Origin of the sequence: Novosphingobium ovatum (assembly GCF_009909235.1) — a bacterium.
Lineage (GTDB): Bacteria > Pseudomonadota > Alphaproteobacteria > Sphingomonadales > Sphingomonadaceae > Novosphingobium > Novosphingobium ovatum.
In genome coordinates, this window is record NZ_JAAAPO010000004.1 from 183,768 (window position 1) to 201,872 (window position 18,105).

Here is an 18,105-nt window from a genome sequence, read left to right on the forward strand (position 1 = left end):
TGTCGTGTTGAAAGGGGAAAGTCTGGTCCGGCTGATTAGCCGATGATGCCCAGAATATCCGATTCCTTCATGATCAGCAGGTCTTCACCGCCGACCTTCACTTCGGTGCCCGACCACTTGCCGAACAGCACGCGATCGCCAGCCTTGACTTCCAGCGGGGTGATCACGCCAGCTTCGTTGCGCGCACCCGAACCGACCGAGACGATGATGCCTTCGGCGGGCTTTTCCTTGGCGCTGTCGGGGATGATGATGCCGCCAGCGGTCTTTTCTTCGGCTTCGACGCGGCGGACCAGCACGCGGTCGTGCAGAGGACGGAACGACATGAGATACCTCTCTCAATGTTGAAAACAGGGTTTGGCACTCTGGCATAGAGAGTGCCAGCGGCGCGGATATGGGTCCCGCCCCCAACAGCGTCAAGGGCCACCCATGCGATTTTTTTGCGCGCCTGTGCCACCGCGCCAGAATGGCACGCATCGATCAGCGCGGGGCCATCAGCGCGGGGCCATCAGCCCCAGTGGGCCGCGCCGATGCCAGCGCCAGCCCAGTCCGATCGAAACCACCACCAGCCCAGCCGCCAGCCCGATCCACACGCCCAGCCCCCGCAACGGCGTCATCAGCCCCAGCCCGGCGGCCAGACCGAACCCCGGCAGCCAATAGCCCGCCAGCGCGATCCCCATCGGCACGCGCGTGTCCTGCAACCCGCGCAGCGCTCCGGCCAGGATCGCCTGTGTCGCGTCAAACAACTGAAACGCGGCGGCGATCAGCATATATTGCACCGCCAGCGCCAACAGCGCCGCCTGCGCGGGCGCGCCTATGTCAACATAGGCCGACAGCATCAACCGAGGGGCCAGCACCATTGCCGCGCCCGAAAACAGCGCCGCGCCCAGCCCGATCACCACCGCGCAGGCCCCCGCTCGGCCCACGCCCGCCTGATCGCCCGCGCCATAATGGTATCCCACCCGGATCGAGGCCGCCTGTCCCACGCCCATCGGCAGCATGAAGGCAAAGGACGCGATCTGTAGCGCCAGCGCATGGGCGGCCAGTTCCAGTTCACCAATGCGGCCCATCAGAAAGGCGGCGATGTTGAACAGGCCAGCCTCGGCCAATGTCGTCCCCGCCATCGGCAGACCAATGCGCAGCAATTGCGCCAGACGCGCGCTGTCCACCCGCCACAGCCCATGCAACAGGCGATGCGCCCGCAAGCCCGGATCGGCATAGACCGCCACGCCATAGGCCGCCAATGTCACCAGCGCGGTGATGACATTGGACCACGCCGACCCCGCCAGCCCCAGCGCGGGCGCGCCCCAATGGCCAAACACCAGCGCGTAATTGCCCGCCGCATTGGCCGCGATCGACAGGGCGGTGATGACGGTTGCAAACACCGGCCGCCCCAGCGCCGAGACGACCTGACGCAGCACGCCTGCCATCAGCATGGGAATGATCGCCCAGCGCAGGATGCTCAGGAAAGCTTGCGCGCCTTGCGCCACATCCTGCGTTTGCCCGGTGGCCAGCAGGATGGCGCGCCCCTGACCCGCGATCAGCATCGCCACCGCCCCCAACCCCGCCGACAGCCACAGCGCCATGCGTGTCGTGCGGCGGATGGCGCGGCGGCCTTGGGCCGGATCGCCGGTTTCGCCCGCGCCCAACTCGGCCGCGATCACCGGAGCGACCGCGCCGGTCAGCGCGAACAGGCTCCACACCATCAGGGTGAACACCGCGATCGACAGGCTGGACACTGCCAGCGCCCTTTGCCCCAGCCGCGCGACAAAGATCACGTCGATGGCATAGACCGCCATCTGCATCAGATTGGCCGCCGCCATCGGCACCGCCAGCATCAGGCTGGCGCGCATTTCCTGCCCCCAACTGGCCGTGTGGGGAGCGCCCGGAACGGGGCTGTGCGGGGTGTGTTGCGGGTTGGCCATGGTCGCAGGGCAAATAGGCGCTTGTTGTTTTCGGACAAAGAAAAAAGGACATTCCGCCGCCAAGCCGATCCCGCTACAGCGCGTGGCGCGAACATACCCCAATTGTTCAGGAAGGAATTCCCATGCGTTCGATCACCAAGATTGCCCTTGTGGGCGTGTTGTCGCTGGCGGTTGCCGGTTGCGGCGGCTCGTCCGAGCCTGCCTCGTCGGCGGATTCGGCGGCCCCTGCCGCCGACAGCGCCGCGCCTGCCGCTGCCGCTGAAACCCCGGCCGCCGCGGTTGCCGGCGCCGAGCCTGCCGAATTCGCGATGTGCAAGACCTGCCACTCGGTCCAGAAGGACGTGAACATGGTTGGCCCGTCGCTGCATGGCGTCTATGGTGCCAAGGCTGGCGCGCATGCCGGTTACACCTATTCCGAAGGCTTCAAGACGCTCGGCTACAGCTGGGATGACGAGCATCTGGACAAGTGGCTGGAGAACCCGATGAAGACGGTTCCGGGCACCAAGATGGCCTATGCCGGTATCCCCGATGCCGCCAAGCGCAAAGCTGTCATCGATTATCTGAAGACGCTGAAGTAAGCGTTTTTCAGCAGCAAGCCGGGCCGGGGGGGAGCGATCCGCCCCGGCCTTTGCGCGTCTGAGGCCCGTGTCGGGTTTACGCGATCAGGCGGGCGCGCACATCATGCAGGTCGGGCGCGATGTGATGGCACAATGCGGCCAGATCGGGCGCGGGTTGCAACAGATCGGGCACCATGATCGCCACCATCCCGGCGGCATGGGCCGAACGGATGCCATTGGCCGAATCCTCCAGCGCCCAACAGGCCTGCGGAGCCACGCTCAGCCGCGCCGCCGCCGTCAGAAACGGATCGGGCGCGGGCTTGCCTCGGGTGTAATCCTCATGCGTGATGATCGCGTCAAACCGCGTGGTCAGGCCATGCGCGTCCAGAAAACGTGACGCCACCGCGCGATAGGCGCCCGTTGCCACCGCGCGCGGAATGGCCAGATCATCCAGCGCGTCCAGCAATTCCACCACCCCCGGCTTCATCACCAGATCGGTGGGCGTCATGCGGTCAAACGCGGCCAGCCAGTCCTGACGGAAAGCCAGCGGATCGCCCGCATCGCCCAGCACATCGGCCAACAGCTTCCACGTTTCGGGCCAGCCAAGGCCGATGGTCTGCGCCTCGACCGCCTCGGTAATGCGGTCGCGCAGGCCCAGCCGGTCAGCCGTGGCGCGCAGGGCAATGCCATACAGCCGTTCGGTGTCGAAAATCAGCCCGTCCATGTCAAACAACACGGCGGACGGGCGGGGCAGGGGAGCGGGGGGCATGGTCATGGGGTGGCGATAGGCGGGCCGGTGCCACCTCACAAGCCGCGCATGCAAAAAGGGCGGCGCCAGATGGCACCGCCCCCTCTGTTCGGTCGGAAGATCCGACCGACGGCTGTTGAAGTCTTACTTGACTTCGACGGTGCCGCCGGCTTCCTCGATCTTCTTCTTGATGTCTTCGGCTTCAGCCTTCGACACGCCTTCCTTGATCGCCTTGGGAGCGCCTTCGACCAGCGCCTTGGCTTCGGTCAGGCCCAGGTTGGTGATGGCGCGGACTTCCTTGATCACCTGGATCTTCTTGCCACCGTCGCCGGTCAGGATGACGTCGAATTCGGTCTTTTCTTCGACGGCTTCAGCAGCGGCGCCGCCGGCGGCCGGAGCAGCAACGGCAACAGCGGCAGCAGCCGAAACGCCCCAAGCCTCTTCCAGGGCCTTGGCGAGTTCAGCGGCTTCCATGACGGTCAGAGCCGACAGTTCTTCAACGAGCTTGGCGATATCAGCCATGATGTACACTCCAGATTGGTTTGCCGGGCGCCCAAATCAGGCAATGACCCGGAAAATGGGGTTTGATAAGTCTTATGCCGCGTCCTTGGCGTAAGCGCCGAACACGCGCGCCAGCTTGGCCGCCGGAGCGGTCGTGAGCTGGGCGATCTTCGTCGCCGGAGCCTGGATGAGGCCAACCAGCTTGCCACGCAGTTCGTCGAGGCTGGGCATCGCGGCCAAAGCCTTGACGCCATCAGCGTTCAGAACCACCGAACCCAGCGAACCGCCGACGATCTCGATCTTGTCGGTCGTCTTGGCGAATTCGACGATGACCTTGGCAGCGGCAACCGGATCGACCGACCACGCAAGCGCGGTGGGGCCGGTCATGAAGTCGCAGATACCAACGTAATCGGTGTCTTGGGCGGCAATCTGGGCAAGACGGTTCTTCGCAACCTTATAGGTCGCACCGGCTTCGCGGATCTTGTTGCGCAGCACGGAGGACTGAGCCACCGTCAGGCCAAGGTTGCGGGTGACAACCACCACGCCGACCTCGTTGAAGACCGCGTTGAGCTGGGCGACCGAATCGGCTTTCTGCGAACGATCCATGCCTTACTCCTTCACATGTGGCCCTTTGGCGTTGGCCGCCGGGCCGGCTACTTTGTCCAAGCAGGCACGGCAAAGCCGCGCCCACATGGGCGGATAGTCCGTGACAAGGGAAGGAGAAGGGCCGGCAAAACCGGACCTAGAGGGCGCCGCACAGCCACAGGGGCGGGCGGGCCGGAAATCTCTTTTCCCCGTCTAGGCTGGAGATTAAGCGGGGCATATTCCCCGCACCAACTGTCTCGGACGGATGAGAACGGCGGGCAGGCCCACCGCAATCGAGCGCGCCTTTACGCGCGGCCGGGGGGCGAGTCAAGCATTGCCTGCCCCCCCGCCGCCGTGCGCGGGTTGGGCGCGGGTCGTGCGCGGGCCGGGCTCTGCGCCCTTCCCCTAGGAAGTTGTTAACCTTGTTTGCCTAGACCTTTCCCAGAAGGCCCGCGACCCGTTCCGGCGATTCTGCGGGCGTGGTCGATGGGCCGCCCGATGGCCTGCAAAAGGGGATTCGAGTGAGCATTACCCAGACGCCTCCCGCCCAGACGCGCGCTGACGATGGCTGGCTGGACCGGGCCTTTGCCCGTGTCGCCCCGCGCACGCTGGACCGTATCGAGCAGGGCCTGATCCTGACGCTGTGGGTGGGATTGGCATGGCGGGCGATCTCGTCCTATCTGACCGATCACAACCCGCTGGTGCTGTTGCTGCCGGTGGGCGAATTGACGGTGCTGATCTTTGTCATGATCCGCCGGTCGACGCAGAACATCAGTCTGGCGCTGGGGGACTGGTTGCTGGCGATCACCGCCACGGCCGCCCCGCTGTTGATCGAACCGGCCCATGGTCATGTCTGGCCTGATGCGCTGGCGTGGCTGATCCCGGCCTTTACGGTGATGTGGGTGGTGGGCAACCTGTTCCAGATCTGGGCCAAGTTCTCCCTGCGCCGCAGCTTTGGCATTGCCCCCGCCAACCGCGGGATCAAGGTGGATGGTCCCTACCGCTGGGTGCGTCATCCGATGTATGCGGGCTATTTGTGGGTGCATGTGGCGGTGCTGGTGATGAATCCGCTGCTGATCAATGTGGTGATCTATGGCATCGGCTGGTGGGCCCAGATCCTGCGCCTGAAGGCCGAGGAAAAGCTGTTGTCGCAAGACCCTGCCTATCGGGAGTTCTGCAACAAGGTCCGTTATCGACTGGTTCCGGGGCTGTTCTGATCCTGTCTTTGTGCTGACATCAAGATTGCCCATGGGGCCTTGTGCCACCCGCGCTTGAGGGAGTGTGGGGCGGCGTTGCGGGAGCCATCGGGTTTGCTGGGGAAAGGGCGCGGCTGGCCATTGCCGCGCCCTTTTCTGTTGTCTCCGTTGCGGAGCGGTTTGTTGCTCGCCCGTGCCGTGCTGCGCCTGCGAAAACATGCGGGGAAAGTTTGACTTTTCCGGGGGTTTGGCCTAAGTGCGGCCCCGTTCAGCGCTTCGAGCAAGGCTGGCCCAGCGCGGGGGTCGGCATCGGGAAGGAGGCGCTGTCATCCATCTGACGCTGACGGCTACGGGCTGTGATTCTGTCGAAAGTGGCGGGATTGCAATGGCTTGTGGCCTTTTTTGCGTCTGATCGGATGTGCCATGCCGCGCGTGGCGAAACGTTTTCGCGTGCCCTGCGAATCAGGGCGCGCATGAGAAAGAGGCAGAACCCGTAATGGCGACCAAGCCCCAGCAAAGCGGACGTGCATCGGCCAAGCGCCGCATCCGTCGCATCTTTGGCGACATCCACGAAGTGACGCAGATGCCGAACCTGATCCAGGTTCAGCGCGAGAGCTATGAGCAGTTCCTGCGTTCCAATCCCGCCGTCGGCTATGTGTCCGGCTTGGAAAAGACGCTGCGCAGCGTTTTCCCGATCCGCGACTTTGCCGGCACGAGCGAGCTGGACTTCGTCAATTACGAGCTGGAAGAGCCCAAGTACGACATCACCGAATGCCGTCAGCGGGGCATCACCTTTGCCGCGCCGATGAAGGTGACGCTGCGCCTGATCGTGTTCGAGGTGGACGCCGAGACCGAGACCCGCTCGGTTCTGGATATCAAGGAGCAGGACGTCTACATGGGCGACATGCCCCTGATGACGGAGAACGGCACCTTCATCATCAACGGCACCGAGCGCGTGATCGTGTCGCAGATGCACCGTTCGCCGGGCGTATTGTTCGACCATGACCGCGGCAAGACGCATTCGTCGGGCAAGTATCTGTTCGCCGCCCGCGTGATCCCGTATCGCGGTTCGTGGCTGGACTTTGAATTCGACGCCAAGGACATCGTCAACGTCCGTATCGACCGCAAGCGCAAGCTGCCGGTGACGGCGCTGCTGCATGCGCTGGGTCTGAACGACGAAGAGATCCTGCATCATTTCTATCAGCGCATCGTCTGGAACCGTGCCAGCGGTGGCTGGAAGATCCCCTATGTCGCCGAAGCATGGCGCGGTGCCAAGCCGACGTTCGACATCGTGGATGCGGCCAGCGGTGAGGTGGTGTTTGCCGCCGGTGCCAAGATTTCGCCGCGCGCCGCCAACAAGGCCGAGAAGGATGGTCTGAAGGATCTGTTGATCCCGACCGAGGAAATCTTTGGCCGTTACAGCGCCAATGACGTGATCGATGAGTCGACCGGCCGCATCTATATCGAAGCGGGCGATGAAGTGACCGCCGAGAATCTGGCCGCGCTGGACGCTGCGGGTATCGACACGTTCGAGCTGCTGGACATCGACCATGTCAGCACCGGCCCGTGGATTCGCAACACGCTCAAGGCTGACAAGGCCGAGGATCGCGATCACGCGCTGGCCGACATCTATCGCGTCATGCGCCCTGGCGAACCGCCGACGCGCGAAACCGCCGAGGCGCTGTTTGCCGGCCTGTTCTTTGACGCGGATCGCTATGACCTGTCGGCCGTGGGCCGTGTCAAGCTGAACATGCGTTTGGGCCTGACCGTCGAAGACACGGTCACCACGCTGGAAACCAACGACATTCTGGCGGTGGTCAAGGAGCTGGTGAACCTGAAGGACGGCAAGGGTGAAGTCGATGACATCGACAACCTGGGCAACCGTCGTGTGCGTTCGGTGGGCGAGCTGCTGGAGAACCAGTACCGCGTCGGCCTGCTGCGCATGGAACGCGCCGTCAAGGAGCGCATGAGCTCGGTCGACGTGTCGACCGTCATGCCCAACGACCTGATCAACGCCAAGCCGGCGGTGGCCGCGGTGCGTGAATTCTTCGGCAGCTCGCAGTTGTCGCAGTTCATGGACCAGACCAACCCGCTGTCCGAAGTGACGCACAAGCGTCGCGTGTCGGCGCTTGGGCCGGGCGGTCTGACGCGTGAACGCGCCGGCTTTGAAGTCCGCGACGTTCACCCGACCCACTATGGCCGTATCTGCCCGATTGAAACGCCCGAAGGGCCGAACATCGGTCTGATCAACTCGCTCTCCACCTTTGCCCGCGTGAACAAGTATGGCTTCATCGAGACGCCGTATCGCAAGGTGACCGATGGCAAGGTGACGAAGAACGTCATCTATCTGTCGGCGATGGAAGAGCAGAAGCACACCGTCGCGCAGGCATCGGCCGCCACCAACGAGGATGGCTCGTTTGTCGAGGAACTGGTTTCGGCGCGTCAGAATGGCGAATTCGTCATGGCGCCGCGCGACACCATCACCCTGATGGACGTTTCGCCCAAGCAGCTGGTCTCTGTCGCGGCCTCGCTCATTCCGTTCCTGGAAAATGACGACGCCAACCGCGCGCTGATGGGCTCGAACATGCAGCGTCAGGCTGTGCCGCTGGTCAAGGCCGATGCGCCTTTCGTCGGCACCGGCATGGAAGAGACGGTTGCGCGCGATTCGGGCGCGGCGATTGCCGCCGCGCGCGCCGGTATCGTCGATCAGGTGGACGCCACCCGTATCGTGATCCGCGTGTCGGGCGATATCGAACCCGGTCAGTCGGGCGTCGACATCTATACCCTGCAAAAGTTCGAGCGTTCGAACCAGTCGACCTGCATCAACCAGAAGCCGCTGGTGAAGGTGGGCGACACGGTGGAAAAGGGTGACATCATCGCCGATGGTCCCAGCACCGAGCTGGGCGAGCTGGCGCTGGGTCGCAACGTGCTGGTCGCGTTCATGCCCTGGAATGGCTACAACTACGAAGACTCGATCCTGATCAGCGAGCGTATCGTCAAGGAAGACGTCTTCACCTCGATCCATATCGAGGAGTTCGAGGTCATGGCCCGCGACACCAAGCTGGGGCCGGAAGACATCACCCGCGACATCCCGAATGTGGGCGAGGAATCGCTGCGCAATCTGGACGAGGCGGGCATCGTCTATATCGGCGCCGAAGTGCACCCCGGTGACATTCTGGTCGGCAAGATCACGCCCAAGGGCGAATCGCCGATGACGCCGGAAGAAAAGCTGCTGCGCGCCATCTTTGGCGAAAAGGCCAGCGATGTGCGTGACACCTCGCTGCGTCTGCCGCCGGGCGTTGCCGGGACGATTGTCGACGTGCGCGTCTTCAACCGCCACGGTATCGAGATCGACGACCGTACCCGCGCCATTCAGGCCGAAGAGATCGAGCGTCTGGCCAAGGACCGCGAGGACGAGCGCGGCATTCTGAACCGCGCCACGTTCAACCGTCTGAAGGACATGCTGATCGGTCAGGTCGCGACTTCGGTGCCCAAGGGCCTGAAGAAGGGCGTGGACATCACCGAGGAACTGCTGGCCGAGGTCGAGCGTCACGAGTGGTGGAAGTTTGCCGTTGCCGATGAAGCGCGCCAGCAGCAGCTGGAAGCGGTCAAGGCGCAGTATGACGCCACGATCAAGGCGATCGTCGAGAAGTTTGAAGACCGCAAGGCCAAGGCCGAAGCGGGCGACGAACTGGCGCCGGGCGTGCTCAAGATGGTCAAGGTGTTCGTCGCGGTGAAGCGCAAGCTGCAGCCGGGCGACAAGATGGCCGGCCGTCACGGCAACAAGGGCATCATCAGCCGCATCCTGCCGCAGGAAGACATGCCCTTCCTGGAAGACGGCACGCCGGTTGATTTCGTGCTGAACCCGCTGGGCGTGCCCAGCCGCATGAACGTCGGTCAGATCTTTGAAACCCATCTGGGCTGGGCCGCGCGCGGCCTGGGCAAGAAGGTCGGTGCGGCGCTGGATGCGTGGCGCGAAGCCAACCCCAACCCCGAGGCTGGTCAGCCGCCCGAGGCAGTGCGTGAGCTGCTGAAGGACATCTATGGCGAGAACTACACCGCGACGCTGGACGGCCGCAGCGACGATGAAATCGTCGAGCTGGCGCAGAACGTGCGTAACGGTGTGCCGATGGGTTCGCCGGTGTTCGACGGCGCGGTCGAGGCGGACGTTTCGGCCATGCTGCGCAAGGCGGGTCTGGATGAATCGGGTCAGGTGACTCTGTTCGACGGCCGCACGGGCGATGCCTTCGACCGCAAGGTGACGGTGGGCATGAAGTATGTGCTCAAGCTGCACCACTTGGTCGACGACAAGATCCACGCACGTTCGATCGGGCCGTACTCGCTGGTCACTCAGCAGCCGCTGGGTGGTAAGGCGCAGTTCGGTGGTCAGCGCTTTGGTGAAATGGAAGTGTGGGCGCTGCAGGCCTATGGCGCGGCGTACACGCTTCAGGAAATGCTTACCGTCAAGTCGGACGACGTGGTGGGCCGCACCAAGGTGTACGAAGCGATCGTCAAGGGCGACGACACGTTCGAGGCGGGCATTCCCGAGAGCTTCAACGTGCTCGTCAAGGAAATGCGCTCGCTGGGTCTGAACGTCGAGCTGTCCTCGCTGACCGATGACAGCGACGACGACGATCTGGCCGAGGCGGCGGAGTAAGGGATCACGGGGTGGGCCCACAGCCCGCCCCAACCCCCTTGAGCCCCGAGAGATTTGACCCCTAGAGGGACGAAAACATGAACGACCTGACCAAGTTTACCAACCAGATGGCGAAGCCGGAAACCTTCGACCAGATCCAGATCGGTCTGGCGAGCCCGGAGCGTATCCGCAGCTGGTCCTTTGGCGAGATCAAGAAGCCCGAGACGATCAACTACCGCACGTTCAAGCCGGAACGTGACGGGTTGTTCTGCGCCCGCATCTTTGGCCCCGTGAAGGACTATGAGTGCCTTTGCGGTAAGTACAAGCGGATGAAGTACAAGGGCGTCGTCTGCGAAAAGTGCGGCGTCGAAGTCACCGTGACCAAGGTGCGCCGCGAGCGCATGGGCCATATCGAACTGGCCGCGCCCGTCGCGCACATCTGGTTCCTCAAGTCGCTGCCCAGCCGCATCGGCCTGCTGCTCGACATGCAGCTCAAGCAGCTGGAGCGCATCCTCTATTTCGAAAGCTATGTGGTGATCGAGCCGGGCCTGACCCCGCTTGAAAAGTACCAGTTGCTGACCGAGGACGAGCTGCTCGACTATCAGGACGAGTATGGCGAGGACAGCTTCAGTGCCGGCATCGGCGCCGAGGCGGTCAAGCACATGCTGATGAGCCTGGACATGGTGCAGGAGCGCGAGGACCTGCTCAAGGAACTCGAGACCACCAAGTCGGAACTCAAGCCCAAGAAGATCATCAAGCGGCTGAAGGTCGTGGAATCGTTCATCGATTCGGGCAACCGTCCCGAATGGATGATTCTGGACGTGGTGCCGGTCATCCCGCCAGATCTGCGCCCGCTGGTGCCGCTGGACGGTGGCCGTTTCGCGACGTCGGATCTGAACGATCTGTACCGCCGCGTGATCAACCGTAACAACCGCTTGAAGCGCCTGATCGAACTGCGCGCGCCCGACATCATCGTGCGCAATGAAAAGCGCATGTTGCAGGAAGCGGTTGACGCGCTGTTCGACAACGGCCGTCGTGGCCGCGTCATTACGGGTGCGAACAAGCGTCCTCTGAAGTCGCTGTCCGACATGCTCAAGGGCAAGCAGGGCCGCTTCCGTCAGAACCTGCTGGGTAAGCGCGTCGACTATTCGGGCCGTTCGGTCATCGTGACCGGGCCTGAGCTCAAGCTGCACCAGTGCGGCCTGCCCAAGAAGATGGCGCTCGAGCTGTTCAAGCCGTTCATCTATGCCCGTCTGGACGCCAAGGGTCTGTCGATGACCCTGAAGCAGGCCAAGAAGTGGGTGGAAAAGGAACGCAAGGAAGTCTGGGACATCCTGGACGAGGTGATCCGCGAACACCCCGTCATGCTCAACCGCGCGCCCACGCTGCACCGTCTGGGCATTCAGGCGTTTGAGCCCGTGCTGATCGAGGGTAAGGCGATCCAGCTGCACCCGCTGGTCTGCTCGGCGTTCAACGCCGACTTTGACGGTGACCAGATGGCCGTCCACGTTCCGCTGAGCCTTGAGGCCCAGTTGGAAGCGCGCGTGCTGATGATGTCGACCAACAACATCCTCTCGCCCGCCAATGGTAAGCCGATCATCGTGCCCTCGCAGGACATGGTGCTGGGCATCTATTACCTGTCGATGGACCGCGCCGGTGAGCCGGGTGAAGGCATGCTGCTGGCCGATATGGCCGAAGTGCATCAGGCGCTGGAGGCTAAGGCCGTCACGCTGCACTCCAAGATCATCGCCCGCGTGCCGCAGACCGACGAGAACGGCCAGCAGTACCTGAAGCGTTTTGAAACGACGCCGGGCCGCATGCTGATCGGCGAATGCCTGCCCAAGAGCCACAAGGTTCCCTTTGAAATCGTCAACCGCCTGTTGACGAAGAAGGAAATCGGCGACGTGATCGATCAGGTCTATCGCCACACCGGCCAGAAGGACACGGTGCTGTTTGCCGACGCCATCATGACGCTGGGCTTCCGCCACGCGTTCAAGGCGGGCATCTCCTTCGGCAAGGATGACATGATCATTCCGGACTCGAAGGATGCGCTGGTGGCCGAGACCAAGGAATTGGTCGCCGATTACGAGCAGCAGTATCAGGACGGTCTGATCACGCAGCAGGAAAAGTACAACAAGGTTATCGACGCCTGGAGCCGTTGCGGCGACCAGGTGGCCGCGGCCATGATGGAAGAGCTGAAGTCCAGCCCGATTGATCCGGAAACCGGCCGTCAAAAGCCGATCAACGCGATCTACATGATGTCGCACTCGGGCGCGCGTGGTAGCCCAACCCAGATGAAGCAGCTGGCCGGTATGCGCGGCCTGATGGCCAAGCCCTCGGGCGAGATCATCGAAACGCCGATCATCTCGAACTTCAAGGAAGGTCTGACCGTTCTTGAATACTTCAACTCGACCCACGGCGCGCGTAAGGGTCTGGCCGATACGGCGCTCAAGACCGCGAACTCGGGTTACCTGACCCGCCGTCTGGTCGACGTGTCGCAGGACTGCGTGGTCATCACGCCCGATTGCGGCACCGAGCGTGCGCTGGAAATGCGCGCCATCGTGCAGGGCGGTTCGACGATCGCCAGCCTTGGTGAGCGTATTCTGGGCCGTACCCTGGCCGAGGACATGGTGCAGAAGGACGGCACCGTGATCGCCGCCAAGGGCGACCTGTTGGACGAAGCTGCCGTCGCCCGGATCGAGGCGGCTGGTGTGCAGTCGGCCCGCATCCGTTCGCCGCTGGTCTGCGAGGCCGAGCAGGGCGTGTGCGCCACCTGCTATGGCCGCGATCTGGCCCGTGGTACGCCGGTCAACATCGGTGAAGCGGTGGGCGTTATCGCCGCCCAGTCGATTGGTGAGCCTGGCACGCAGCTGACCATGCGTACGTTCCACATCGGTGGCGCGGCGCAGGTGAACGAACAGAGCAATCTGGAAGCGCTGTGTGATGGTACGGTCGAATATCGCGACATCCCGACCATCGTGGACAAGCGTGGGCGTCTGCTCTCGTTGGCCCGCAATGGCGAGATCGCGCTGATCGACACCGATGGCCGCGAGCGCGCTGTGCACCGCGTGCCCTATGGTACGCACCTGCTGCACAAGAGCGGGGCGAGCGTGGCGCAGGGTGATCGTCTGGCCGAATGGGATCCGTTCACCACGCCGATCATCACCGAAAAGTCGGGTGTGGTGAAGTATCAGGACCTGATCGACGGCCGCACCCTGACCGAACAGGTCGACGAAGCGACCGGCATGACCAGCCGCATCATCACCGAAAACCGTTCGACCAGCCGTGGCAAGAAGGAGGACCTGCGTCCTCGTCTGACCCTGCTGGACGAAAGCTCGGGCGAGGCGGCACGCTATATGCTGGCGCCGGGCACGACGCTGTCGGTTGAAGATGGCCAGTTCGTGGAATCGGGCGACGTTGTGGCCCGCGCCAGCCGCGAAGCCGCCAAGACGCGCGACATCACCGGCGGTCTGCCGCGTGTGGCCGAGCTGTTCGAAGCGCGCATCCCCAAGGACAATGCGGTGATCGCCAAGATCGCTGGCCGCATTGAGTTCGTCCGCGACTACAAGGCGAAGCGCAAGATCGCCATTGTCCCGCAGGAAGGCGAACCCGTCGAATACCTGATCCCCAAGAGCAAGGTGATCGACGTTCAGGAAGGCGACTGGGTCAAGAAGGGCGACAACCTGATCTCGGGCTCGCCCAACCCGCATGACATTCTGGAAGTGATGGGTGTGGAGGCCTTGGCCGAATACCTCGTTGCCGAAATCCAGGAAGTCTATCGCTTGCAGGGCGTGAAGATCAACGACAAGCACATCGAGGTGATCGTTCGCCAGATGCTGCAAAAGGTCGAGATCACCGATGGTGGCGACACCACCCTGCTGCCGGGCGAACAGGTCGATCTGGAAGAAATGAACGAAACCAACGGCCGTCTGAAGGAAGGCCAGCGCAAGGCTGAAGGCAAGCCGGTGCTGCTGGGCATCACCAAGGCGTCGCTGCAGACCCGTTCGTTCATCTCGGCCGCCTCGTTCCAGGAAACCACCCGCGTGCTGACGCAGGCGGCGGTTGAGGGCAAGAAGGACAGCCTGATCGGTCTGAAGGAAAACGTCATCGTTGGCCGTCTGATCCCGGCGGGCACCGGTGCGGGCATGAACCGTATGCGCGTGGCGGCTTCGTCGCGCGATGCGGCGCTGCGCGCGTCCTACCGCAAGCTGCAGGAGCACCTGATCGCGCCCGCCAGCGCTGCTGAGGAACATGCCGCCGAACTGGCGCAGGGTCCCGAAGCTGCCGGCTTGATCGATCCGCTGGCCCCGATCGAGGGTGAAGCCCACGGTCTGGACGCCGATGCCGGTGATTACCTGCTGAAGGGTGACGAGGCCGAATAAGCCTCGCCGCGCTAATAGGCCAAATACACAAAACCCCCGTCGGAGCGATCCGGCGGGGGTTTTGCATGAGCCTGCGCCCGGCCCGGCGCCGGGCGGGATGGGGCTGGTGCTACTTGCGCGCGGTGGCCTCGCGCGCCTTGATCCGGGCGGCCAGTTCATCGGGTGAGGGGATGATCTGGCGCAACTCGGCGATCACCGCATCGGCGTCGATATACATCGCCGCCGGCATATCGGCATCGCCCGCATTGCCAAACATCACCAGCGCAACGCCTTCGACATCATTGGACTTGCCCCACTGAAAGCCTTTGAACCCTTTGGCCTTGGCCAACAGGGCCGCGTGCAGCATCAGCGCGTCGGGGCGAACAAAGACCGGAATGGTCGGGTCGGCCGGGAAGGACATGAAATAGAATTTGGAATTGCGCACCGGCTTTTCAGCGATATAGCGCGACTTGTCTGTATTCCAGACCGGCCGGCTCAGCTTTTCATAGGCGTCGATCTGCGCATAGGGCAGGATATTGGTATAAAGCGTGCGGTTATTGCTGTCGGTTTGCAGCATGCGGGCCATAGCCCTCCGCCGCATGTCCTGCCGCAGTTCATCGCCGCTTTTGCCCAAGGCGCCAAACAGCTGTTCCGGGCGGGCGCCCCGGCGCAGCATGTCGGTTGCCTGCACCACCGCGCCAAAGCTGACATCCCATTGTGAACGGGCAGCAAAATTGCGCCGCGCCTCGTCCACGCGGCCCTCGTGGTGGAGGACCAGCACGTCCAGGAAATCCAGCGCCTCGATCACGTTCGAGCGTTCGGAGTCAGGCTTGCCTTCCTCGTCCAGCTTGTCCAGCTGCGCGCGGGCCCGCAGCGCGCGCGCCTTGGATGCGTCCCAATCGCCAGCCAGCGCATGGCTGATGGCGGCCGTCACCAGCGGCCAACTGCGCGTGCTTTCGCTGTTGATGCTGTTCAGGCGGTTCAGCCAGGCCTCACGCAGGGCGGCGGCGTCCTTGAAGCGGCCTTGGTCCTCCAGACGGTTGGCATACAGGTTCACCGCAGTGCTCAACATGCGGCCGCGGATGGCATGGGCGCGCTCTTCGTTGGCGTCCATGCGGTCGTTCATCCAGCCATAGTCCTGTGCGGTCAGCACCGGCAGAAAGGAATAGGCCATGCCGTCCAGATGCGACAGGCTGACCGCGCGCGCGCCTTCGCCATCGCCCAGCCGCAACCGGGCAAAGCTGTCAAAGCGGTCAAAGGACAGGCCCATCGAACGGTCGAAATAGGGATTGCCGGTCAGGCCCGCGGCCTTGGCCTCGGCGCGGGCCAGCGCCACATCGGCCAGCGCGTCCTGATATTGCTTGGCCTCGATATGATGGGCCGCGCGCGCCAAAATTAGCGGCAGGCGGCGCAGGGTGTTCTTTTCCCGCGTGGCGGCGGCGGCATCGATCAACTGGTTGCAGGCCTCGACCCCGGCGGTGCCAAACAGACGTTTGGACGCGTCGGCCTGTTCGGGCGCGGGGGCAAAAAGCGACAACAGCGTCAGCGCGCCCATGATCCGGGCAAAGCTTTCGATGTCGCTCATCTGTGGTGGTTTGCCGTCGCAGCGCACATGCAGCGAGGCCTGCTTGACCGGTGCGGCGGGCGCGGCCGCGGGAGAGGGCGTTGCCATCGGCGCAGGCGGCGCGACCACAACCGGCGGCGCACTTTGCGCCCAGGCCTGCGCGATGGGCGTGGCCAGCACACAGGCGCTGACGGCGCAGCCCATCAGGGCGCGCGCTTTACGATGCAATGTCACGAAAATTTCCCCCCAAACATGTCGTGGCCGGAATGTTAGCGCGGCCGGCCACAATCGCAATGCCATTGGCAGGTGATCGAAAAGCCTGTCGCGGTGCCTTGCCCCCGGCTCCAACGCCGCCTAAACCGGGGCTATGCCAGACACGCTGAAAATCACGCTTGCCCAGTTGAACCAGTCGGTGGGCGATCTGTCCGCCAATGCGGCCGCCATGTCGGCCGCCCGTCAACGCGCGGCCGAGGCGAAATCCGACCTGATCGCTTTTCCCGAATTGCAGTTGATCGGCTATCCGCCCGAAGATCTGGTATTGAAGCCCAACCTGATCGAACGCGCCGCCGCCGAGCTGCAAAAGCTGGCGCAGACCACCGCGCAGCCCGGCCCGGCGATGCTGGTGGGCAGCGTGTTTGTCGCCGATGGGGCGCTGCATAATGGCGTCGCCCTGCTGGATCAGGGCAAGGTGCAGGCGATCCGGTTCAAGCATGAACTGCCCAATTACGGCACCTTTGACGAGGTGCGCCTGTTCCAGCCCGGCCCCTTGCCCGAACCGATCATCCTGCGCGGCACGATGATCGGCGTGCCGATCTGCGAGGACATCTGGCACCCGGCCGTCTGCCGCCATCTGGCTGATTTTGGCGCGGAAATGTTCGTCTGCGTCAACGGCAGCCCGTATGAGATCGACAAGGACGCGCTGCGCATTGATGGCGTGGCCAAACGCCGCGCGGTCGATGCCAAGGTGCCGCTGGCCTATCTCAACCGCGTTGGCGGTCAGGACGAACTGGTGTTCGACGGGGCGAGTTTTGTCGTCAATGGCGACGGGTCGCTGGCGGTGCAGATGTGCGATTGGGCAGAGCAGGAGGTCACCACCAGCTGGACCAAGACCGCGACCGGATGGCGCTGCAACCGGGGCGAGATCGCCCAACTGGCCGAGCATCCTGAGGACATTTATTCCGCGATGGTTCTGTCGCTGCGCGATTACGTCAACCGCAATCGCTTTCCCGGCGTGGTGCTGGGCCTGTCGGGCGGGATCGACAGCGCGCTGTGTGCGGCGATCGCGGTCGACGCGCTGGGCGCGGACCGGGTGTGGTGCGTGATGCTGCCCAGCCGCTATACCAGCACCGAAAGCCTGGTGGACGCCACGCAATGCGCGCAAATGCTGGGCGTGCGCTATGACACCATCCCCATCGTCTCGGCGGTCAAGGCCTATGAGGAGATGCTGGGCGGGGTGTTCTCTGGCCGCGCCCCCGACCTGACCGAGGAAAACATCCAGTCGCGCATTCGCGGCGTGACGCTGATGGCGTGCTCGAACAAGTTTGGCCACATGCTGGTCACCACCGGCAACAAGAGCGAGATGAGCGTGGGCTATGCCACCATCTATGGCGACATGAACGGCGGCTACAACCCGTTGAAAGACGCCTATAAGATGACGGTGTTCGCCCTGTCCAAATGGCGCAACCAGCACAAGCCGCGCATTGGTCTGGGGCCGAACGGCCCGGTGATGCCGGACAATATCATCACCAAACCGCCCAGCGCCGAACTGCGCCCCGACCAGAAGGACAGCGACAGCCTGCCGCCCTATGACGTGCTGGACGCGATCCTGCTGGGGTTGGTCGAGCAGGAGAAGAGCGTCGAGCAGCTGGTTTCGGAAGGGTTCGACCGCGATACGCTGGCCCGGATCGAGCGTTTGCTGCATCTGGCCGAATACAAGCGCCGTCAGGCCCCGCCGGGGGTCAAGCTGGGAACGCGCAATTTCGGGCGCGACCGGCGTTATCCGATCACCCACGCCTTCCGCACGGCATAAGGCGCG

The 18,105-nt window shown here is 63.6% G+C and carries 11 protein-coding genes; 5 read left to right on the plus strand and 6 right to left on the minus strand.

Annotated features, from left to right (window positions below):
• Window positions 1-35 precede the first annotated feature (35 nt).
• Entirely contained in the window at window positions 36-323 is a 288-nt protein-coding gene (locus GTZ99_RS10965; RefSeq protein ID WP_161718801.1) for a co-chaperone GroES, read from the minus strand.
• Between the two features lie 168 nt (window positions 324-491).
• Window positions 492-1,922, minus strand: coding sequence for an MATE family efflux transporter (locus tag GTZ99_RS10970; protein WP_161718803.1), 1,431 nt, complete (start codon window positions 1,920-1,922; stop codon window positions 492-494).
• 122 nt (window positions 1,923-2,044) lie between these two features.
• Here GTZ99_RS10970 and GTZ99_RS10975 point away from each other — a divergent pair, with 122 nt between their 5' ends.
• Window positions 2,045-2,500: a c-type cytochrome gene (locus tag GTZ99_RS10975; RefSeq protein WP_161718805.1), complete on the plus strand. Its 456-nt coding sequence runs from the start codon at window positions 2,045-2,047 to the stop codon at window positions 2,498-2,500.
• Between the two features lie 76 nt (window positions 2,501-2,576).
• On the opposite strand, the gene GTZ99_RS10980 is transcribed toward GTZ99_RS10975, so the two are convergent.
• From GTZ99_RS10980 to rplJ, 3 genes are all read right to left on the minus strand, one after another.
• Entirely contained in the window at window positions 2,577-3,254 is a 678-nt protein-coding gene (locus GTZ99_RS10980; RefSeq protein ID WP_201742491.1) for an HAD family hydrolase, read from the minus strand.
• Window positions 3,255-3,371: 117 nt separating this feature from the next.
• A complete protein-coding gene (gene rplL / locus GTZ99_RS10985) occupies window positions 3,372-3,749 on the minus strand; it encodes a 50S ribosomal protein L7/L12 (RefSeq protein WP_161718807.1) in 378 nt (125 codons plus the stop codon).
• A 72-nt stretch (window positions 3,750-3,821) separates the two neighbouring features.
• Window positions 3,822-4,334 carry a 50S ribosomal protein L10 gene (gene rplJ, locus GTZ99_RS10990; protein ID WP_161718809.1) on the minus strand — a complete coding sequence of 171 codons (513 nt, stop codon included), beginning with the start codon at window positions 4,332-4,334 and terminating at the stop codon, window positions 3,822-3,824.
• A gap of 500 nt (window positions 4,335-4,834) precedes the next feature.
• Between rplJ and GTZ99_RS17025 the strand changes: the two genes are divergently transcribed.
• The 3 genes from GTZ99_RS17025 to rpoC all read left to right on the plus strand — a co-directional run bounded on the left by GTZ99_RS17025 (window position 4,835) and on the right by rpoC (window position 14,527).
• Window positions 4,835-5,530: a methyltransferase family protein gene (locus GTZ99_RS17025; RefSeq protein ID WP_161718811.1), complete on the plus strand. Its 696-nt coding sequence runs from the start codon at window positions 4,835-4,837 to the stop codon at window positions 5,528-5,530.
• A gap of 475 nt (window positions 5,531-6,005) precedes the next feature.
• Window positions 6,006-10,166 (plus strand): DNA-directed RNA polymerase subunit beta, encoded by a 4,161-nt coding sequence (rpoB, locus tag GTZ99_RS11000; RefSeq protein WP_161718813.1) that lies wholly within the window; start codon window positions 6,006-6,008, stop codon window positions 10,164-10,166.
• 77 nt (window positions 10,167-10,243) lie between these two features.
• A complete protein-coding gene (rpoC, locus tag GTZ99_RS11005) occupies window positions 10,244-14,527 on the plus strand; it encodes a DNA-directed RNA polymerase subunit beta' (RefSeq protein WP_161718815.1) in 4,284 nt (1,427 codons plus the stop codon).
• A 109-nt stretch (window positions 14,528-14,636) separates the two neighbouring features.
• Here the strand turns inward: rpoC and GTZ99_RS11010 are convergent, their stop codons facing one another.
• On the minus strand, window positions 14,637-16,274 hold the full coding sequence (locus GTZ99_RS11010) for a hypothetical protein (RefSeq protein WP_161718817.1): 1,638 nt from the start codon (window positions 16,272-16,274) through the stop codon (window positions 14,637-14,639).
• Window positions 16,275-16,437: 163 nt separating this feature from the next.
• On the opposite strand from GTZ99_RS11010, the gene GTZ99_RS11015 reads away from it, so the two are divergent.
• Window positions 16,438-18,099 (plus strand): NAD+ synthase, encoded by a 1,662-nt coding sequence (locus GTZ99_RS11015; protein ID WP_161718819.1) that lies wholly within the window; start codon window positions 16,438-16,440, stop codon window positions 18,097-18,099.
• Window positions 18,100-18,105: the final 6 nt, after the last annotated feature.

What these genes read in the sequence shown, in the direction of transcription:
- GTZ99_RS10965 (WP_161718801.1), bottom strand. Translation starts at nt 323, where the DNA reads ATGTCGTTCCGTCCTCTGCACGACCGCGTGCTGGTCCGCCGCGTCGAA.
- GTZ99_RS10970 (WP_161718803.1), bottom strand. Translation starts at nt 1,922, where the DNA reads ATGGCCAACCCGCAACACACCCCGCACAGCCCCGTTCCGGGCGCTCCC.
- GTZ99_RS10975 (WP_161718805.1), top strand. Translation starts at nt 2,045, where the DNA reads ATGCGTTCGATCACCAAGATTGCCCTTGTGGGCGTGTTGTCGCTGGCG.
- GTZ99_RS10980 (WP_201742491.1), bottom strand. Translation starts at nt 3,254, where the DNA reads ATGACCATGCCCCCCGCTCCCCTGCCCCGCCCGTCCGCCGTGTTGTTT.
- rplL (WP_161718807.1), bottom strand. Translation starts at nt 3,749, where the DNA reads ATGGCTGATATCGCCAAGCTCGTTGAAGAACTGTCGGCTCTGACCGTC.
- rplJ (WP_161718809.1), bottom strand. Translation starts at nt 4,334, where the DNA reads ATGGATCGTTCGCAGAAAGCCGATTCGGTCGCCCAGCTCAACGCGGTC.
- rpoB (WP_161718813.1), top strand. Translation starts at nt 6,006, where the DNA reads ATGGCGACCAAGCCCCAGCAAAGCGGACGTGCATCGGCCAAGCGCCGC.
- rpoC (WP_161718815.1), top strand. Translation starts at nt 10,244, where the DNA reads ATGAACGACCTGACCAAGTTTACCAACCAGATGGCGAAGCCGGAAACC.
- GTZ99_RS11010 (WP_161718817.1), bottom strand. Translation starts at nt 16,274, where the DNA reads ATGGGCTGCGCCGTCAGCGCCTGTGTGCTGGCCACGCCCATCGCGCAG.
- GTZ99_RS11015 (WP_161718819.1), top strand. Translation starts at nt 16,438, where the DNA reads ATGCCAGACACGCTGAAAATCACGCTTGCCCAGTTGAACCAGTCGGTG.